Origin of the sequence: Leyella lascolaii (genome assembly GCF_900079775.1) — a bacterium.
GTDB classification, from domain to species: domain Bacteria; phylum Bacteroidota; class Bacteroidia; order Bacteroidales; family Bacteroidaceae; genus Prevotella; species Prevotella lascolaii.
Map to the genome: position 1 here is coordinate 20,250 of NZ_LT556044.1, position 18,907 is coordinate 39,156.

Consider the following 18,907-nt stretch of genomic DNA (forward strand, 5'->3'; position numbering starts at 1 on the left):
TATCCAGATATGATAGTTCCTTACTTTATAATATTCTGTTATTCTCCGGAAATACTATTGTCGGTGAGAATGTTTTGGCTTCATTAAAGTCCATCAACGCGTACGAAATGATAATTATTGTGTCTCCTACAATCACCTTTCTTGCTGCGGCGCCATTTAGACATATACATCCGCTTCCTCGTTCACCTTTAATGATATATGTTTCAAAACGCTCTCCATTATTGTTATCCACAATTTGAACTTTCTCACCTTCAATCATGTTTGCAGCATCCATAAGATCCTCATCTATGGTTATACTGCCCATATAATTTAAGTTAGCCTCTGTTACTTTTACACAATGTAATTTCGACTTCAAAACTTCTATCATCATGTCTTTTATCCCTTATATGCTATGTGATCAATAAGTCTTATCGGCGTTCTGCCGCAAAATACAGTTATACAACCGGAAATGCCCTGACAGTCATCCCATTTGGCTACATCCTCAAGCGTATCATTGTTTACTATTGAGAAATATTCAACTTTTAATTCCGGATAAGTGTTTATGCTATTTACAACGAAATCATGTGTTTCCTGAACACTATGACTGGTCGCATATGAAACGCTTTCCTTTAATACACGATATATGTTTGATGCCACATCGCGCTCCTCCGCTGTAAGAAGAGCGTTTCTTGAACTCATTGCAAGTCCGCTTTCCTCCCTTATAAGCTCGCATTCAACAATCTTGATTTTCAATCCAAGACTCTTCACAAGTTGCTTTATCACTGCAATTTGCTGCCAGTCTTTCTCTCCAAAATATGCCGCATCGGGCTTTGTTATGTAGAATAATCTGGAAACCACCTGACACACGCCATTGAAATGTCCGGGGCGATGCGCACCTTCCATAACTGATGTAACCGGAGGAAAGTCAAACCTGCGCTTATCCGGAACAGGATACATTTCTTTCACTGTAGGAGCGAAGACATAGTCGGCTCCACACTTTTCCAACAGCTCACAATCGGCATCCAGATTTTGCGGATAACGCTCAAGGTCTTTCTTATCGTTAAATTGTGTCGGATTTAAGAAAACAGATACAATTGTGACGTCGTTTTCTGCAATACTGCGCTTTACAAGCGAAACATGTCCGTCGTGAAGTGCTCCCATTGTAGGGACCAAACCAACCGATTGTCCCTTTTTGCGAACTTCAAACAATTCATTCTGGAGTTCAACAATCTTTTTACATAACTTCATGCTAATTTATGCTTTACACAATAATGATGTATGTTGCCTTTGCAAAATAACAACATTTTTCTTAAACAAGAAAGAATAAATCTGAAAATATACCAATTAATCAATTAATAATGGCGTATTTTCTTAATATATCATGATATATGAAGTTTTTTTAGTATCTTTGCGAAAATATGCATGAGAGTGAGCGCATGTCGTTTCTTAAACTCATGTTTTTACATATAAAATTCAAAGCATGGCAAATAAAATCTTATTTATCAACCAGGAAATCTATCCTTATGTTCCTAAGTCCGAGATGTCCTGCATGGGGCGTGACCTTTCAAACAAAATGCAGGAGAACGGTTATGAGATTCGTACGTTTATGCCCAAGTGGGGGAATATAAATGAACGCAGAGGACAGTTGCACGAGGTGATACGTCTTTCTGGTATGAACCTGATTATTGACGATACGGATCATCCTCTTATAATAAAGGTCGCATCAATACCGCAGACAAGATTGCAGGTATATTTTATTGATAACGATGATTTCTTCATGAAGCGCCAAATGGCATGTGATGAATCCGGCAAAGAATATGAAGATAATGGTGAAAGGGCTGTTTTTTTTGCAAGAGGTGTGCTGGAAACGGTGAAGAAGCTTAGGTGGACTCCGGATATCATCCATTGTCAGGGATGGATGTCCGCAATTGTACCGATATACGTGAAACTCGCATATAGCAATGAGCCTACTTTTGCAAACACAAAAATAGTAACATCGATTTTTAAAGACAAGCTGGAAAACAGTATCGGACAGAATTTCAAGAAAAGCTTGGAATTACGTAATGTTTCTGCCGAGACGCTGGGGGCGTACAGAGATGACTTTGATTTCACCGAGCTCGGTAAGCTTGCAATAGATTATAGTGATGCTGTTATAGAAGCGGAAGAAAATGCCAACGCATCGTTGATACAGTATGCAATAGATAATAAAAAGGATGTTTTAAGACATTCCGCAGATAATTATATAGACAGTTATAAATCATTGTACGACAAAATACTATCTGCCAAATAGAGCGTGGCAGTATTAATAAATAAGATTAACATACCCGACATATGAAACTTTATTATATATCCGCAATCATCATTTCTGCATTTATATTCGGATCATGTGATGACAATACAGATGAAATAGGCTCTTCCCTTATCGGAAATATGGATGACTTGGAGATAATTCCGGCAAAGTATAATATATCCACGTCTTCGATTATCGCAGACTCCGTATATTCAAGAAATACTATAGGGTATCTTGGGAAGATAAGAGATCCGGAGACTGGGGCATATATAACAAGCGATTTCACCACTCAATTCCATACATTGGAAAACTATGAGTTTCCCGATAAAGACAGTATACGCAGTCTTGTAACCTTGTCGGATGACAGTAAGGAAATTATAGCTGATTCCTGTGAACTGAGATTGTATTTCGATAATTATTATGGCGACTCTCTCTCAACGATGAAAGTTACGGCATACGAATTGCAGACTCCGATGTCTGAGGGTGAGAAATATTATTCAAATTATGATCCCATAAAAGACGGTCTGATACGGACGGACGGAATTAAGATCAATAAATTGTATACATTGTCAGACCAGAATGTGGACGAAAGTGTCCGGGGCAGTTCAAACTACACAGCCAACATCCGTATTAAGCTTGATAAAGAATACACGGATAAAGACGGGAAGAAATACAATAATTTCGGTACTTATCTTATGCGCAAGTATTATGAGAACCCGTCATATTTCAAGGATTCATACACTTTTATACATAATCTTGTTCCGGGATATTATTTCAAAATCCAAAGTGGGCTCGGCTCTATGGCATATATCCGTACGAGCCAGCTGAATGTTTATTTCAGATTCCTAAAAAATGACTCTGTTGTGGTGGGCGCGTCATCTTTTGTTGGTACAGAGGAAGTCATACAATCTACCCGTATAGCCAATGACGTCAATACCTTAAAACGGCTTGTGGAAGACAAGAGTTGTACATATATAAAGTCTCCAGCCGGTATTTTCACGGAGTTGACAATCCCCGTTGATGACATTATGAACGGACACAGGAATGATACAATCAATACAGCAAAGATTGTATTGCCGCGTATTAATAACACCTCACAAAGCGAATACACGCTTGACATACCACAGACATTGCTGATGATACCTGCTGAGGAAATACATTCATTTTTTGAGGAGGGCAGGGTCGTTGATTATAAAACGTCATTCATAGCGTTATACGACAGCAAGAAGAACAGTTACACATTCAATAACATCAGCACATTAGTCAAGGCGATGGACCAGAAAGACCGCTCTGACTCAAAATGGAATAAAGCGGTCATCATACCTGTTACCGTTACATATAACACTGATGGCGAAATCATCAAAGTCGCACACGACATGTCTATGACAAGTACAAGACTTGTCGGTGGAAGTGAGAATCCATACGAACCACTTACAATAGATGTCATATACAGTAAATTCAAATAAAATTAATGGCTGATAATTTTCTTGAAAGACAAAGGGCGGATTACGAGAAACGTAAGGAGGAATGGATGAAGAAAAAGATACGTCTCTCCGTTGCGCGAAAGAATCTGATGGTCTCTCATGAGATAACTGATTGACACAACGCTTTATAGTTTTGCAATAATATGTTTAGATGAATTGTGTGTGGAGCTTCCGACAATCCGGTACATGCGGGTATATGTTCCGGATAGATGAAGCCGGTTATGACATAAAAGATTACAAGGACATAGCTGCCATGAGCCGTCACAATGGGCTCATGGCAGTTTGTGTTTGTTGTAAACATCGTGCGGCTCGCCTATTTCAGTTCTAATGAATACGAAAGTTTTTTATGATAAACATACAAGTCTACATCAGTACTGACTGATTGCTATGAGCGGACTTCTTCGGTGTGCATACGTGATAAGGCTATATATAATGTGAAAAGTATATCGGAAAACATGTCTGACAGTAACTTTATGGAACAAAATCGTATATCCGATGAATGAAAATATAGTAATAAAGATTTTTACAATGAAGAAGACAATCACGACATTATCATTAATCTTCGTAGTAACAATATGTACATATGCCGGAAATGTTAGTGCAGACACGCTGACGATGTATCTGCAACCACACATCAGTCCGGATTTGCGACTTTATGGTCAGTTTAAAGATGTTCCAAAAGAAGCGGCGGGCCATTATGCTTCTTCAATGACCGATAACTCCAGACTTCTCAGATATAGCTATACCGAAAAGGAAAAGCCTCTGATGGTATTGCTTTCCGAAGAGGATGACGGTCGTTTCTCGCTTGTTGCTGACATGAATTTCAACAACAGCTTTGCGGACGACTATAAGTATTACTTCTTTTACGGACAGCTTTCACAGGCTTCAAATCCGCTTTTTCTCCAGCCACAGCCTCTGTCAGTAAGATACGGTTCAGATAAGAGATTCTTCCATTGGTTCTCTCCAGGAGTCTATGCCGATGGGAACTCTGACAATCCTCTGCAAGCGGTCAAGGTTATTCCGGCATTCGAACGTGTTTATTACGGCAGTTTTGAATATGGAGACAAATCTTATTCCATAATTTTATTATCAAATTCTATCAATTATTCAAGAGCCGAAACAACTTATGTGATTATTGATAATAAAGACAAAAAACAGTCTGGAACAGCCTTTCCGGATGTTCCTCCGACAGTGGAATACATATCTCTAAACATTCCGACTGCTATCAATGGGAATATGGCTCTGAGCGTCGGCAACATAGACTTCTCAGACATGACATGCGGACTTACCATATCCGGCATATCCGGTGAGAGCAGTGAGTCCATACCGTTTACCGGTTTCAATGCTCCACTGTTCAAGAAAAAGAGTGTTGAAGGACGGTCAATATCGTTAGAGAAGATGCGCGGACACTATATCCTCATCGACTTCTGGGGCACTTGGTGCAAGCCGTGCATATCCGTAATACCGGAACTGCGCGACATTCATAAAAAATATCCTCAGCTTGAACTTATCAGCGTCGCGGTTGATCCAGCCCCTAACACTAATTACGGTTTTACGCCGGCACCTCTGAAAACAGCCATAAAAGAACTTCAGATGGACTGGATAAACATTCAGGACAGGTCAGCGGAAGGTTCAGAGCAGATAAGTGAAAAATACAAAATAAAGTCATACCCGACAACTGTACTGATTGATACCGATGGCAAGATAATATATAGAAAGAGCAGCATTCTGGCTATGGATTCGCTGAGACAAATCCTTGAGGATGTTTTCGGATATTGAAAAAGTCATCCCTACAGACTGTGATAGCGTCATGTCTTGGTTTTCAATTGCCAGGCAGTCTCACTACAGAGATTTAATCACGAATCGGTCATTAGACTCCGGTTTGACTATGCGTTAATGTAGAGCGGATTGCTTGCCGTTTCGACGAAGATGTAGCGGGCTACGCCGAGACAGAACGGTAAGCAAGACTCTGATAGAAACGCGTAAGCAGACCGGAGAGTATGTGAAATAAAGATTTATTCAAAAACATACGTTCTAATGACTGATTTGGGCTAATGCATGAATATGCAAAAGTAGGCTATGTGTGGTGGATTATGATGTGTCATAACTCAAAATTAAGACTGTATTTGCGCGCCATTGTGTCTTTGTCCGCAAATACGCGATATTTCAGCTTTATATATATGCCGTTGTTATACAGCGTGTTAGGTTGTTTGGCATTTCGAAAGCTCCAGTAATGAAATATGAAACAGCATGTTCGGCACACCGGAAAAGCCTGTTTCAGACGTCTGAATGGTTAATACTGATTGCCAGAAAAGCCTCTCCGGTGGATTGAAACGTGCCGTTCGGCTTTGTTACGTTGCATCGCACAGCTCATAGGGAGAGTTATATACTGACGAAACATGCTGTTCCGTCAGTATTTGACAGGCTGTAACCATGTCCTGTTTTTCTGTTTCGAGAATTTCCGTTGTCAAATTTCTTTACTGCATAAATGAATGAATATACAGTTGGGCTCAGTCATTCCGGCTTCGTTTACGTGATGGAATCAGTCAACAGCAGGTGTTGTCATATTCTGACAGAGGCTGCTGATTTGAGCGCATTCAGATAAAAACGTACCCAGTCATCGTACTCTCTCGTGTCATTCACATTCTGTATTCTCATGTAGTATCCAAGCATCTTTTTGTTCAAGACAGCGGAAAGTTGCAGTATGGGATATTCGAGTGCGTCCTGATTCATCAGGTATAAGGTGTTAAGCAAGCGGCCTATCCTTCCGTTACCGTCAATAAACGGATGTATCATCTCAAACTGATAATGTATCAGTGCGGCACGTACAAATACGTTTTCTGAACATTCATAATTGATGTAACGTTCGAGATCGGTGAAGGAGTCGGTCATGTCTTCATAAACGGGCGGAACGAATGTCGCTTCTTTCAGGCTGTTCCCTTTCTGCCCGATCCACACAGGAGACGTACGGAACTCACCGGGATACATCTTCTCATATCTGTCGCTGTCGCACATCAGGTAATGCGCGTTTTTCAGCAGGCGGGCACTCAATGGCAGACCATCCATTGCCTCAACGGCATACGACGTGGCTTTAAGAAGGTTGGCAGTGTCCTCTTTCAGTGCGTTGCCTTCCTCTGTCGTTGTGTCAGCGTTTGACGTCTGTCCGCCAAACGCCAGCATGCAGGAGTTTTCCGCCTCATACAGCATCAGTTGCCTGATATGGTCGTAGGGCAGTTGAGAGGCATAGGCATTCAGCTGACGTACAGAGTTTTCCACTTCTTCTATCAGTCCGTCCAGTTCTGCTGTATGTACAACATGTATTTCCGTGAGCGGTGTAGGGACATACGACATGAACTCAGCCTCGCCCGTCAGATGTTTACGAAATCCAGTCAGTTTCATTCCATGTGCAGTGTATTCATAAATCGTCTCACAACATTCGGATTTCCTGTGTGCTTGCCTTCGTCTTCACTTATTTTGCAGGTGTCATTATAGAATGGCCATGACTCGGTAATCTTTGCGGCGATGAGTTTTATGACAATGTTCAAAGGTTTGACGTTATCAAAATCATTGGTGAAATGTGTGCCAATTCCGAACGAGGGCTGGCAATAGTCTTTGGCATATCGCATTATCTTAATGGCATTATCCGTATTAAGAGCATTGCTGAACACTATCTGTTTTGTCTTCGGATTAATGCCCAGCGAACGGTATTTGTCCACTATCTTCATCAGTTGTTCATAATTGTCTCCACTGTCTATACGTAGTCCCTTGAACAGGTTGGCGAAGTCTTCGGAGAAGTTCAGACTGAATATATCCCAACCGAAACTGTCATAAAGGAAAGTGCCAAGCGCGCCGCGGAAAGTGTTTCTCCATGTGTTCATGGCAATGTGGTTCGCCATTTGCGGACCGTACATTCCACCGATGGCGCATACAAACTCATGAGCCATGGTGCCAACCGGCAGCAAATCATGTTTCATGGCGAGATATACGTTGCTTGTTCCTACGAACTGTCCGGACCAGTCACGGCTTCGGCAACAGTCTTTAAGTGCCTGTACGGCGGTGTCTTCTGCTTTAAATGATGCCCTGCGCCGTGTACCGAAATCGCTGAACACGCATCCGGCTTCCAGAAGTCTCATTCCTTTCTTGAAGGACTTGTCATAATAGGCGTCATAGTCGAATTCTTTGTTTTCCCCCGTCATGACATAGTAGAGCTCGGAGATGATGGCGAGAATCTTAACCTCAAGCAAGATGGTTTCTGACCAGTTGCCTTCAATGTCTACATACAGGTGACCATAATCATCCTGATGTACCGACACCCACTCGTGATGGAAACGGAATCCTTTGAGATAAGTGTAAAACCATGACGGTATGTATTTGCACCGACGTTTCATGAAATCTATTTCTTCGTCGGTTATTGTGACTGTTTCCAACATTCTCACCTGTTCTGTCACAGCCTGTGCGAAACCGGCAGGATAGGTGGTGTTGTCCCTGTCTGTAAAGGTGTATTTTACCTGTGCCCGTGGGAAATTGTCAATCACCGCACAGCACATTGTGAACTTGTACAGGTCATCGTCTGTGAAATAGTTGATTATTTGCTTCATCTTAATAGCTTTTTTGCGTCCTTTATGCCCGAAACTTCCATCTGTTCGAGTGCTTTCTGTCCTCATTGTCCGTGTCTGGATTGAGGCTTTCACCAATTTGGTTACGGGTAAAAGACTTACATGATTACTTAGACATATCTGTATGCTTCCGATTCATGTCTTGCCTGATGTTATCTCATTTTTGTGATGAATTCTGTGAGTAGTCGCCCAAGATTCTCGGCGGTTGGACAGCTCATATTCATCTCCGATAGCGATGTGGCTACACGCGCTGACACGTCTCTTACATTAATGCGCATCTTTTTACCCTTTTCCGCCAGTGATATGATACGCTGGCGTTGGTCTGAGCAGCGCAGCCCTCTGCTGATAAGCCCCAGCCTCTCCATTCTTTGCAGCAGGGGTGTCACCGTGTTGCTTTCAAGCATCAGCCTTGCAGAGATGACATTTACAGGAATGCCGTCTTCCTCAAAAAGTATTTTCATCACGAGGTATTGCGGATAGGTTATTCCCAGAGGCACAAGATAATCCTGATATGCCTGCTGTATGAGCCTGTTTAGAGAATATAGCTTGAAGCTTATCTCGTCGTCAAGCAGTTGCGGCTGTATGTTATTCATATTATCGGTATGCATTGTTGTTTGGGTGGCAAAGTTAAGGTTTTTCCAGTTCAATCAGTCATTTTTGCTTGCTAAAGTTATCTTTTATGACAAAAATATGCAGTAGGTCGCGCGCGACTGAAATTATCCTGCCGTGCGACATGTTGGCAGCGATGTTGCAGTATGTCAGGTGTAGTGACAATAACCATAATATCAGAGAAAGGACAGCATATATGGAAAGAAAACAGATAGACTTTGTGACTCACCCTCAGGAGACGCATATGGTAGGTGACGGATTCAGGGTTCACAACTTCATACCGCAGATGCCGGGAATGAGCCGGTATGATATGGATCCGTTCCTGCTGCTCGACTATAATGCTGCAATGCCTGTGGCACCCGGTGTCCCGCGTGGAGTGGGGGCACACCCGCACCGGGGATTCTCTACGGTCACGTTTGCTTATCGAGGCAGTGTGGAGCATCGTGACAGCCGCGGCAATCATGGAATAATAAGTGAAGGCGATGTTCAGTGGATGACGGCTGCCAAAGGTGTGCTTCATGAGGAACTTTATGAGCGCGAGTTCGCTGCCCGTGGCGGTTGTTTCCAGATGGTCCAGCTATGGGTCAATCTGCACGCAAACCACAAAATGGACGAACCTTCATACCAGTCGATTCGCCGTGAGGACATGGGACGTGTGGAACTGCCGTCAGGCGGAGGCGTCGTTGAGGTGGTGAGCGGTCAGTACAAAGGTGTAAGCGGACCTGCCAGAAGCCATGTTGATGTGACAATGCTCAATCTCAGGATGAACAAAGGCGGAAAAGCTGAGTTCAGTTTCAATGAGAAACACACAACCTTTCTCGTCGTGCTCAGTGGGGCGGTAGAGGTGAACGGTGTGGGTGTTCCGCAAGACAATGTTCTGAAATTCAAACGCAAGGGCGAGTCCTTTGACATTGTTGCCACAGCAGACAACACCGTTGTGCTGCTCGTGTCTGGTGCTCCTTTGCATGAACCTATTGTCGGCATAGGTCCGTTTGTGATGAACTCACATGAGGAACTTGTTCAGGCATTTGAGGATTTCAGTGACGGAAAGTTTGGATATATGTGATATATGATAATAAAAAAACAAGACAAATGAAAGAGAGAAAAGTAATACAGAAAGTAAGAGGCGTGCGCGCAACCGATGGTGCCGGAGTAAGACTTGTGAGAGTATTGGGTAATGAAACGATGTATGACTTTGACCCGTTTCTGATGCTCGATTCGTTTGACAGCGATAATCCTGATGACTACAGACGCGGTTTCCCGGAGCATCCGCACCGTGGCATAGAGACTGTCAGTTTTATTGCAAAGGGCAGTATGACTCATGAGGATCACCTCGGTAGCAGGCAGACAATCACAGATGGGGAGGCGCAGTGGCTCACCGCGGGCTCAGGGGCATTCCATTCTGAACAACCGGGAGGCAGACGTATGTTGGGGTTGCAGTTGTGGCTCAATATGCCTGGAAACAGGAAGATGTCTGCTGAGCCTGAATATCATGGCATAACTCGTGATGAGATACCGGAGTTCAGGTCTGACGGGGTGTTGCTGAGGGTATTGACCGGAGAGTATCACGGACTGAAAGGATGGCAGGGCAGATATGTTCCGCTCGATTATTACGACCTGCATATGCAGCCCGGAGCAAAAACGGAGATTGACGTGAAGCCGGGCAATACAGTCATGGTGTTTACTCTTGTGAGTGACGTGATAACCGGAGGTACTACCGTCGTTGAAAAAACAGCAGCCCGCTTCTCTGACGGAGATACTGTTGTCATCGAAGCTGGCGGTGACGGGGCAGAGGTGATGCTTATGTCGGCTCCACCACTCAATGAGCCTATAGCCTGGTATGGACCTATAGTCATGAACAGCGAGCATGAATTACGCACAGCCTTGCGTGAACTTGACGAGGGGACATTTTTGAAGGGAAATACAAAATATACTTAAATTATACAGTATTATTACCGTTTCTGACTTTTAATGTTAATTTTGCATTTGTGAACATGGATGGTCCTAACATGTCTGACAGACCGTAGTGTCTTCAATTGGAGTTTTAACTCACACTATGTTACAACTTCCGCACATGGTATTGACTATGTCTTGCCATATTGCATAGAGGCACTATAGAAGAAGGTATCAGGCATAATATAAACTCGGACTGAGTGACCGTCCTCTTTATTTTAACTATAAAAAAGAATGAACTTATGAAATTAGAACAGAATTTTCTGCGTAGCAACGACCTTGGTCTGCTGTTGCTTCGTATTACAGTTGGAGGCATGATGCTTTTCCATGGTATACACAAGGCGGTTTATGGCGTCGGTCCCATCGGGGATATGCTCTCTGCAATAGGATTGCCGTCGTTTATTGCATACGGGTCGCTGCTTGCCGAACTTGTTGCTTCACTCATGATTGTCTGTGGTGTATGGACCCGTATGGCATCCGTGGTGTTTGCCGGTAACATGATTGTGGCTATACTGATGGCACATTCGGCTGACATATTCTCGATAAATGCCATGACCGGCGGATGGGCTATAGAGCTTCCTGCATTCTATCTGCTTGCCTCTGCTGTGCTATGCCTTACCGGTGCCGGCAAGTATGCTGTTACAAAGGGCAGCTTCTTGGATTAGGAATATTGCAAGAACGGAATCAGGTGTTCCGTTCTTGCTTTATCTTTGTAATTTCAGAAAATGCATGGAATGTCATTCAATCCTCATAAATGGCTCTATGTATATCCCTGTCGCTAACACGTATATATATATTATTATCAACGGAAGGCACGATGTAGGTGATATGTGAAGCAGTACGCTCATTAAAGATTTTACACACTGAACATTTCTCAAACTGAGTCCCTTTTCTTCGTATGCGCAATTCTGATTCTGCAACGGCAAGCGAGCATTTAAAAAGAACGTCACGTAATTCATAGTGGAATGCAAATGATATCGGATTTCCGTCATAATCATGCCCTATATTGATATAATTTTTGAAATTCCTTATCTCAAACACGATGTCATATGCGAATGTATAGAACAGAATTCTGTCTGTTGTGTCATTTACGTCAACCGACATTATAGTGCGTATTCTATGTTCTTCTGGAATCAAGATGAATGTCGGACCTTCTATATGTAGGGTTACATCCATCAAATCGCTATCAGTTATTGACTTATTGTAATGAGACTTGAATGATGTGCCGATAACTTTATATAGCTTGACGTCTTCATAATTGAGGTCAGGCATTTGAACTTCTTTTATATTTGACGGTTTGGGACGATGTTCAAAACATTTTGCAAATACAGGATCTGACTCAGGTAATACGTGTATGTGTTTTTGTGTGAGATCTATGATACAATCTACCCATGGGGTTGAAAGACGATGGTTCGACGTGTCCTGAATATACCAATTATCTATTCTTGTCAGTTTTTTCATCAATTCCCAATGAGCTTGAATGTTCTTGTCATATTTATATTTTCCACCATCGGTGTCAACAAAAGGAATAGCGAACATATATGCTATATCATATATCCATATAATGGCAGTACAATATGGAGCGTCAAGTTTGTTTTGTCGGTTATTTATGAAAATATCCAGAATCGGCTGTTCTTTAAATTCTGCCCCTGGCAGTAATGCAAGAAGAATGGACGGCAATGCATCAGGTGTCCAGTCCATGTATTTAATCCATTTGATTGTATTAACAAAATGAGGTAGCTCTGTTTTTGGCAGAATGTCTATTACCATCTTGCATAAAGCCTTGTACATGCGCTCATTGTTTATGGGCGTTTTCAGTTCCAAACGCATGTTGAAAGGTTGGTTTTTCATTACTTCTGATTGCGGTAAGGCTTCCTTCATGAGAAACAATTCCGGCTCTCCATGACTGCCAGCTTTGACAATGAAGCTCTTTCCTACGACAGTAGGAACCTTGGTTGTCTTTTTACGGGAAATATGGTACATTGCCCTGCGGAAATCCATAATATAGCGGAAATTGTCTTCTGTCATTGACAGATCGTTGTTGCACGAGTCGCATTCTTCATTGCAAATCAACAACTTGTTTCCAAGACCTTCCTGTATGGCATGTGCAACGTTGTTAAAAGTAACATCAGGCATTCTCCTGCCACAGAAACGGCACACACGTTTAGATTTTTCCTCTTCTCCAACACACACTTTTATTCCATCATATCCGAAGGACATGTATGTGAAGTATATGTCCATCATTAAGTAATAGTGGAATGCCATGTTGTGTAAGTTGGCATTCCAAGACATGCCTTGTCTAATTGCCTTAATGCATAGTATCGCAGTCTTACGCGCTACTACAGATGTCTTTTCTTCATTAAAATAATAAAAGCAATTGCCATCTGGAAGTTTTGATATGAAGCCGCTCAGTTTACGGATGTGCGAGCCTGTAGCTTTGTCATATTTCTTTACTAATGTATTCAGAGCATCGCGTGTCTTCTGACATACTTCTATTCTACATCCACCGGGCATAAAGTTTCTTACATGACACCTGTGGAAATATGCATCTTCTATGTCTGTCGTCATTACTCCGTTTGTATCCTTATAGATAAGGCGCTGATTGTTTATAGGTGAATACAATATAACTTTAAGTATAGACATAATAATAAAGTGTCAATTATATTTATGGTCTGAAATATGTAAAACGAGTCATGTGTTTTCTTGCTACAGACTGCGTTTAAAACTAATGTTTAGATAAGGACTGATTGTCGATAAACCGCCAAAACAGCGTTTTTCCAGGGCCGTAGGCTATTCATTGCTCTTCCGCTTAGCGGTAATCCTCTTGTTTACTGCTTTTGTATTATATAATTTGGTGTTTCTTCTACAGAATCAAGAACCAATCTATATGAGAGCGGCACTAAATACTGATAAACTATGATGACTTTATTTGTGCTAATCGTAGTACTTCAAGTAAGGATACATAATACGTGGAGCATAAATGAATGTGTGATTATACGCTACTTGGATTTTGCTTAAAAGTAATATGTATTTTCATATTGCTTTATTATAGTATATGCCTGTTCGGTATCCGGTGCTACTCTGCATAAAACACAAAAGGGATTGCTGTTTTGCAACCCCTTTGTTGTATTTGTATTTTTACTATTTTTATCCGCAGCAGAACAGTACAATCATTTGTGCTGTAAATATTCTTAAGAACATAGCCAGCGGGTAAACTGTTGAGTAACCTACAGCAGGTGCCTCCCTTGAACAACTGGAGTTAGCGTAAGCGAGAGCTGGCGGGTCTGTATATGTTCCGGCTATCATTCCCATTATTGTGAAATAGTTCAACTTGAAGCGCACGCGTGCGATGACGCCTACCAACAATATCGGGATGACAGTAATCATGAAACCTGTGTATACATATTTCAGACCGTCTCCCTGAATGACTGTTTCCCAGAAACCTGCGCCGGCTTTTATGCCCACACTGGCGAGGAATAGCACCAGACCAATCTCTCTTAACATCATATTTGCTGATGTTGTCGTGTATGTAACCAGTTTGAATTTATATCCGAAGCGTCCGATAAGAATAGCTATGATAAGAGGACCTCCAGCCAAACCCAACTTCAACGGTACAGGCATGCCGGGAATTGCCAAAGGAATACTTCCAAACAGGATACCTACCAATATACCGATAAAGATTGTTGCAATGTTCGGGGAGTCGAGTCTTTTAACCGAATTTCCCATTATGTCAGCTACTCGGTTGACATTATCCATAGGGCCGACAACAAGAATCTTATCACCTACCTGAAAATGATAGTTTCTGCTTGCAAAGACATCCATGCCCTGCCTTGATACTCGTGTCACGGTTACACCATAAACACTTGAGAAGTGCATCTTTCCAAGCGTTTTGCCGTTCATTGAAGGACGGGTGATGATTATTCTACGAGATACCAATGGCTGGTTCTGATCTTCTTCTGACCATGGTGTATCTATTTCCGGACCTATAAATGCCTTTATCGCCTCGGCATCGGCTTCTGCGCATACAATCAGCACTTCGTCTCCCAATTCGAATACTGTCTTACTGTTGGGAATTAAAGTGGTGCCATTGTGCTGTAAGCGTGAACACACCAAATCTCTGTTTAAGAACTCTGAAATTTCCCTGAGCGTTCTTCCTGCCAGATAAGAGTTGTTCACTTTCAGATGCATCTGGTGTGGTTTTGCGTGAGGATTTTCGGCTTCTTCTTCCTCCAGCATCTTTTCTTCGTCTGCAAGCTTTGTCTTGGTCAGATAGCGGATGGCAATTGTGGCACCGATGATGCCTAATACTCCAAGAGGATAAGCGCATGCATATCCGGATGCTATCTGTGGGACATTATTTCCAAACAAAGATGCCAAAGCCTCGTTTGCGGCTCCAAGTCCTGGAGTGTTTGTTACAGCACCGTATAAGGTACCTACCATCATCGGTAGGTTGTTGACGTTTTCGGTGTCAAAAAATATAAAATAACAAGCAAACATGACAAGTACGTTTAGCAGTACTATTGTCACCGACAGCATGTTTAATGTTATACCTCCTTTTTTGAAGCTTTCAAAGAATCCAGGACCCACTTGTAGTCCTATGCAGAACACAAACAAAATCAATCCGAAATCCTGAATGAAGTTCAGAATATTGGTCGGGGCTGTAAATCCAATATGTCCGGCTACAATTCCTGCAAACAGTACGAATGTCACACCGAGGGAGATTCCGCCAAACTTGATTTTTCCGAGCAAGACTCCAACTGCTATAACGAATGCGTAAAGCAATGTTATGTGAGCTACAGAGTCTGTTGTAGTAAACAGATCAATAAGCCAATTCATATTATAACCATATATATTATTTTAATAACTTCTTGCAATTATAACCCGTTTGGATGCAGGTTTGCCCGATACCATATCTATACCGTTTGTGGGTTCGTATCCAAAGGGCTCACACCGTATAGTTGCCTGTGTCTCTTCTTTTATTTTGGCTTCTGTCTCAGCCGTACCGTCCCAATGACAAAGGAAGAAGCCGCCGTCCTTTATCTTTTCTTTAAATTCTGCATAGTCATCGCATTCATAAATATGAGCGTCGCGGAATGATTTTGCCTTGTCAAACATGTTTTTTTGTATTTCATCCAACAAAGATTTGACATAGTCTGCGATACCTTCAATTGGTCTGGTCTCTTTTTCCAGTGTGTCACGGCGCATTACCTCAATTGTACCATTTTCAATATCTCTTGCACCGAGAACAAGGCGGACAGGTACTCCTTTTACTTCGTAATCGGCAAACTTGTAACCGGGACGTTTGTTCTCTGCATCATCATATTTTACAGAAATTCCGGACTCACGTAATTGTCTGATTATTGGCGATGCTTTTTCTGATATCTTAGCCAGCCCGTCCGAGCCTTTTGAAATTGGAATTATTACTACCTGAATGGGTGCGAGCTTTGGAGGCAGAACCAGTCCGTTATCGTCAGAATGAGTCATTATGAGTGCTCCTATCAGTCTCGTCGACACTCCCCATGACGTAGCCCATACATATTCGGGTTTATTTTCTTTATTCAAATATGTTACATCAAATGCTTTTGCAAAATTCTGACCCAAGAAATGGCTTGTGCCGCTTTGCAATGCTTTGCCGTCTTGCATCATTGCTTCAATGGTGTAAGTATTCAATGCTCCGGCAAAACGTTCAGTTTCGCTTTTCACGCCTTGGACAACAGGCATTGACATCCAGTTTTCTGCAAAGTCTGCATAGACATGAAGCATCATCTGTGCTTCCTTTTCAGCTTCTTCTTTTGTGGCATGTGCCGTATGGCCCTCTTGCCATAAGAACTCTGACGTACGTAAGAAAGGTCTTGTACGCATTTCCCATCTCATTACGTTACACCACTGGTTGCACATCAATGGTAAATCACGCCACGAATGTATCCAGTTCTTATATGTATTCCATATGATGGTTTCAGATGTGGGACGTATAATCAACTCTTCGTCCAACTTTGCTGTGGGATCAACTTCTATTCCGCTTTTGTCTTCTTTGGAACGCAATCTGTAATGTGTAACCACCGCGCATTCTTTGGCAAAGCCTTCCACGTGTTCTGCCTCACGGCTTAAAAAAGATTTTGGTATTAACAACGGAAAATAAGCATTCTGAACCCCTGTCTCTTTAAACATTGAGTCCAGCTGATGCTGCATCTTTTCCCAAATGGCGTATCCGTAAGGCTTGATAACCATACATCCACGTACCGCGGCCTGTTCTGCCAAATCCGCCTTTACGATTAAATCATTATACCATTGGCTGTAGTTATCAGCTCTTTTGGTAAGTTCTTTTAATTCTACCATTATATATGATTATAATTTATATGATTATTTTGGGTGCAAAAGTACAAAAAATTGTTGTAACATAGCATCATAATAATAAAAAACGCTACCTTTGCAAATGTATATAATAATTTACAGACAAATAAAAAAACAGGATTATGAAAAAAATTAGGGTTATGACACTTACAATGTGTTTGCTTGCCATTATAGGATGTCAGACAAAACAGGGTACAGGTGCATTGATTGGAACAGGTGGCGGAGCTGCATTAGGTGCAATAATTGGTAAGATAGCCGGAAATACAGCCGTTGGTGCAGCTATAGGCGGAGCGGTCGGTGCAGGAGCCGGTGCGTTGATTGGGCGTCATATGGACAAAGTCGCAGAAGAAGCTGCGGCACAGGTTGAAAATGCAAAAGTAGAGGAAGTTACCGATGCAAATGGTCTGAAAGCAGTAAAGGTTACTTTTGATTCCGGAATATTGTTCGCTACAAATAAGGCAGACCTTAATGCAACATCAAAGAACGAACTTGCAAAGTTCTCAACAGTACTGAAGAATAATGCAGATTGCCATATTGACATATACGGACATACTGATTCTACCGGAAATGATGGAATAAATATTCCTTTAAGTAACAGTAGGGCAAAAAGTGTCGCTGATTATCTGAAGAGTTGTGGCGTGTCAAATTCGCAGTTTCAGCAGATTACAGGAAAAGGTAGCTCTGAACCAGTAGCTGACAATGGCACGGCTTCAGGACGTCAGCAAAACAGACGTGTTGAAATATATATGTATGCAAGTCAGGCTATGATAGATGCTGCAAATGCCGGGACTTTAAAGTAAATATTTTGTTTGACTTTAATCATATTAAGTCATCACAAGTACTTTGTGATGACTTAATATGTTTATATACGAGAAATAAATTTGACAATGAAATTAATAGGTAGGATTTTACGCTGGGGAATCGCCTTGTTTTTCAGCAGTACCATACTTATGGTGATTGCCTATAGATTTATTCCTGTTTATATTACACCGCTTATGGTAATAAGATGTTTTCAGCAGGCTTTGAACAATGAGCATATAACATTGCATCATAAGTGGATACCAATAGAAGATATATCATGTTATTTGCCTGTGGCAGTAATGGCAAGTGAGGATCAGAAATTTCTTATACATCACGGTTTTGATTTTAATGCAATAGAGAATGCTGCCAGATATAACAGGCATGGCAGGAAACGCATGGGAGCAAGTACCATCTCACAACAAACAGCTAAGAATGTGTTTTTATGGCCCGGACGTACATGGGTCAGAAAAGGTTTCGAGGCTTATTTTACCGTTCTTATTGAATTGCTGTGGAGCAAACAGAGAATCATGGAGGTATATCTCAATTCAATTGAGATGGGAAATGGCATATATGGGGCAAGTGCTGTGGCAAAATATCATTTCGACAAAGAAGCTCGTGACCTAACAAGAGCTGAATGTGCATTGATTGCGGCAACACTTCCAAATCCAATAAAATACAGCAGTAAGACACCGGATTCGTATTTGTTGAATAGGCGAAAAAGAATAGAAAGGCAAATGAAATTCATACCAATATTGCCAAAGGAGGGAGAAGATATAAACCATAATACAGTTTCCGGAGGAATTTATAGAAGGAAATAGTTCATT

At 41.8% G+C, this 18,907-nt stretch carries 17 protein-coding genes; 9 read left to right on the forward strand and 8 right to left on the reverse strand.

The window, feature by feature from the left end; translation table 11 throughout:
- Window positions 1–25: 25 nt before the first annotated feature.
- Window positions 26–370, reverse strand: coding sequence for an aspartate 1-decarboxylase (gene panD / locus BN4609_RS09800; protein ID WP_068856528.1), 345 nt, complete (start codon window positions 368–370; stop codon window positions 26–28).
- Between the two features lie 5 nt (window positions 371–375).
- Complete coding sequence (panC, locus tag BN4609_RS09805; RefSeq protein ID WP_068856529.1) at window positions 376–1,227, reverse strand: pantoate--beta-alanine ligase; 852 nt, start codon at window positions 1,225–1,227, stop codon at window positions 376–378.
- 232 nt (window positions 1,228–1,459) lie between these two features.
- Between panC and BN4609_RS09810 the strand changes: the two genes are divergently transcribed.
- The 4 genes from BN4609_RS09810 to BN4609_RS09820 all read left to right on the forward strand — a co-directional run bounded on the left by BN4609_RS09810 (window position 1,460) and on the right by BN4609_RS09820 (window position 5,532).
- Window positions 1,460–2,269 carry a glycogen/starch synthase gene (locus tag BN4609_RS09810; RefSeq protein WP_068856530.1) on the forward strand — a complete coding sequence of 270 codons (810 nt, stop codon included), beginning with the start codon at window positions 1,460–1,462 and terminating at the stop codon, window positions 2,267–2,269.
- Window positions 2,270–2,310: 41 nt separating this feature from the next.
- Window positions 2,311–3,735, forward strand: a complete 1,425-nt coding sequence (locus BN4609_RS09815) for a DUF4270 domain-containing protein (RefSeq protein ID WP_021994055.1) — start codon at window positions 2,311–2,313, stop codon at window positions 3,733–3,735.
- Window positions 3,736–3,740: 5 nt separating this feature from the next.
- Window positions 3,741–3,869, forward strand: coding sequence for a hypothetical protein (locus BN4609_RS16205; RefSeq protein ID WP_021994054.1), 129 nt, complete (start codon window positions 3,741–3,743; stop codon window positions 3,867–3,869).
- Between the two features lie 412 nt (window positions 3,870–4,281).
- Window positions 4,282–5,532, forward strand: coding sequence for a TlpA family protein disulfide reductase (locus BN4609_RS09820; protein ID WP_164071635.1), 1,251 nt, complete (start codon window positions 4,282–4,284; stop codon window positions 5,530–5,532).
- A 783-nt stretch (window positions 5,533–6,315) separates the two neighbouring features.
- Here the strand turns inward: BN4609_RS09820 and BN4609_RS09825 are convergent.
- The 3 genes from BN4609_RS09825 to BN4609_RS09835 all read right to left on the reverse strand — a co-directional run bounded on the left by BN4609_RS09825 (window position 6,316) and on the right by BN4609_RS09835 (window position 8,962).
- Window positions 6,316–7,152, reverse strand: coding sequence for a Fic family protein (locus BN4609_RS09825; protein ID WP_068856532.1), 837 nt, complete (start codon window positions 7,150–7,152; stop codon window positions 6,316–6,318).
- The gene (gene pncB, locus BN4609_RS09830) at window positions 7,149–8,351 is read right to left on the reverse strand and encodes a nicotinate phosphoribosyltransferase (protein WP_068856533.1); all 1,203 of its coding nucleotides are present in this window, start codon (window positions 8,349–8,351) and stop codon (window positions 7,149–7,151) included. The genes BN4609_RS09825 and pncB overlap by 4 nt, the downstream gene beginning before the upstream one ends.
- Window positions 8,352–8,521: 170 nt before the next feature.
- The gene (locus BN4609_RS09835; RefSeq protein WP_068856603.1) at window positions 8,522–8,962 is read right to left on the reverse strand and encodes a MarR family winged helix-turn-helix transcriptional regulator; all 441 of its coding nucleotides are present in this window, start codon (window positions 8,960–8,962) and stop codon (window positions 8,522–8,524) included.
- A 212-nt stretch (window positions 8,963–9,174) separates the two neighbouring features.
- Between BN4609_RS09835 and BN4609_RS09840 the strand changes: the two genes are divergently transcribed.
- From BN4609_RS09840 to BN4609_RS09850, 3 genes are all read left to right on the forward strand, one after another.
- A complete protein-coding gene (locus BN4609_RS09840) occupies window positions 9,175–10,044 on the forward strand; it encodes a pirin family protein (protein WP_068856534.1) in 870 nt (289 codons plus the stop codon).
- Between the two features lie 26 nt (window positions 10,045–10,070).
- The gene (locus BN4609_RS09845; RefSeq protein WP_068856535.1) at window positions 10,071–10,916 is read left to right on the forward strand and encodes a pirin family protein; all 846 of its coding nucleotides are present in this window, start codon (window positions 10,071–10,073) and stop codon (window positions 10,914–10,916) included.
- Window positions 10,917–11,173: 257 nt separating this feature from the next.
- Window positions 11,174–11,596, forward strand: coding sequence for a DoxX family protein (locus tag BN4609_RS09850; RefSeq protein ID WP_021994047.1), 423 nt, complete (start codon window positions 11,174–11,176; stop codon window positions 11,594–11,596).
- 76 nt (window positions 11,597–11,672) lie between these two features.
- On the opposite strand, the gene BN4609_RS09855 is transcribed toward BN4609_RS09850, so the two are convergent.
- The 3 genes from BN4609_RS09855 to proS form a co-directional block, all read right to left on the reverse strand.
- The gene (locus BN4609_RS09855; protein ID WP_164071636.1) at window positions 11,673–13,574 is read right to left on the reverse strand and encodes a hypothetical protein; all 1,902 of its coding nucleotides are present in this window, start codon (window positions 13,572–13,574) and stop codon (window positions 11,673–11,675) included.
- Between the two features lie 504 nt (window positions 13,575–14,078).
- The gene (locus tag BN4609_RS09860; protein WP_021994045.1) at window positions 14,079–15,767 is read right to left on the reverse strand and encodes a putative transporter; all 1,689 of its coding nucleotides are present in this window, start codon (window positions 15,765–15,767) and stop codon (window positions 14,079–14,081) included.
- Window positions 15,768–15,788: 21 nt separating this feature from the next.
- Window positions 15,789–17,270 (reverse strand): proline--tRNA ligase, encoded by a 1,482-nt coding sequence (proS, locus tag BN4609_RS09865; RefSeq protein WP_106390567.1) that lies wholly within the window; start codon window positions 17,268–17,270, stop codon window positions 15,789–15,791.
- Between the two features lie 134 nt (window positions 17,271–17,404).
- Between proS and BN4609_RS09870 the strand changes: the two genes are divergently transcribed.
- Together BN4609_RS09870 and mtgA are read left to right on the forward strand one after the other, a co-directional pair.
- Window positions 17,405–18,082, forward strand: coding sequence for a YiaD family glycine zipper/OmpA-like lipoprotein (locus tag BN4609_RS09870; protein WP_021994043.1), 678 nt, complete (start codon window positions 17,405–17,407; stop codon window positions 18,080–18,082).
- Window positions 18,083–18,169: 87 nt separating this feature from the next.
- Window positions 18,170–18,901, forward strand: a complete 732-nt coding sequence (gene mtgA, locus BN4609_RS09875) for a monofunctional biosynthetic peptidoglycan transglycosylase (RefSeq protein WP_068856537.1) — start codon at window positions 18,170–18,172, stop codon at window positions 18,899–18,901.
- Window positions 18,902–18,907 lie beyond the last annotated feature (6 nt).